Source organism: Caballeronia glathei (assembly GCF_000698595.1).
Classification (GTDB): Bacteria; Pseudomonadota; Gammaproteobacteria; order Burkholderiales; family Burkholderiaceae; genus Caballeronia; species Caballeronia glathei.
Genome location: NZ_JFHC01000251.1, coordinates 1 through 968, shown reverse-complemented (window position 1 = coordinate 968; position 968 = coordinate 1). Strand labels below are relative to the sequence as shown.

At 59.7% G+C, this 968-nt stretch carries 1 pseudogene and 1 other annotated feature; the pseudogene reads right to left on the bottom strand.

Annotated features, from left to right (window positions below):
* Positions 1-929 (bottom strand): annotated as a pseudogene (locus BG61_RS38600) (IS3 family transposase); the annotation flags it as partial.
* Positions 535-651, bottom strand: a sequence feature (AL1L pseudoknot). (Overlaps the previous pseudogene by 117 nt.)
* Positions 930-968: the final 39 nt, after the last annotated feature.

Sequence of the window (968 nt, the reverse complement as noted above, 5' to 3'; positions counted from 1 at the left end):
TTGCGAACCTCTATCGGAGTGATGGATCAGTGTGCCGTCATTGTCCGGCCGTCGAGCGTACAGCGCCTGTTCAAGTGCATCCAGAACGAAGTCCGTGGTCATCGACGAGCTGACGCGCCAGCCGACAATGCGCCGAGCGAACACGTCGATCACAAATGCGACATAGAGCCAGCCCTGCCACGTCGAGACGTACGTGAAATCCGACACCCAGAGCTGGTTCGGCCGGTCAGCCTTGAACTGACGGTTGACCCGGTCGAGCGGGCGTGGAGCCGATACGTCGGGAATAGTCGTGCGAACTCGCTTTCCACGCCTCACCCCGCGCAAACCCAGTTGCTTCATCAGCCGCTCGACGGTGCAACGTGCCACCGCAATACCCTCCCGGTTCAACTGCTTCCAGACCTTGTCCGCGCCGTAGACCTGCATGTTGGCCTGCCAGACTCGCTTGATTTCCGGACTCAGAAACTCATCGCGTTTCGCTCGGGCACAGCGCCGCGACGGATCGCGAAGCTGTGCGGCATGACGCCGATAGCCCGACGGGGCAATCCGCAAGACCTTGCAGATCGACTCGACCCCGAAGGTGTCGCGATGCTGATCTATAAAGGCCTTCAGGACTTCAGGCGGCGGTCGAGTTCCGCCTGGGCGAAAAATGCGCTCGCCAGCTTCAGGATCTCATTGGCACGGCGCAATTCCTTAACCTCACGCTCCAGTGCCTTGAGGCGCTCACGTTCCGGCGTGGTGACACCCTCACGCTCACCGCTATCAACTTCCTCTCGCTTGACCCATCCCAGCAGCGTCTGGCTCGTACAGCCGATCTTGGGGGCGATGGATTCGATCGCTGCCCACTGTGAGGGATACTCGCCCCGATGCTCTTGCACCATGCGCACAGCACGCTCGCGGACTTCAGCAGAAAATTTGTTCGACTTGTTCATAGCTCCATTTTCTCAAGAATTGGAGCCTCCACCAAATCC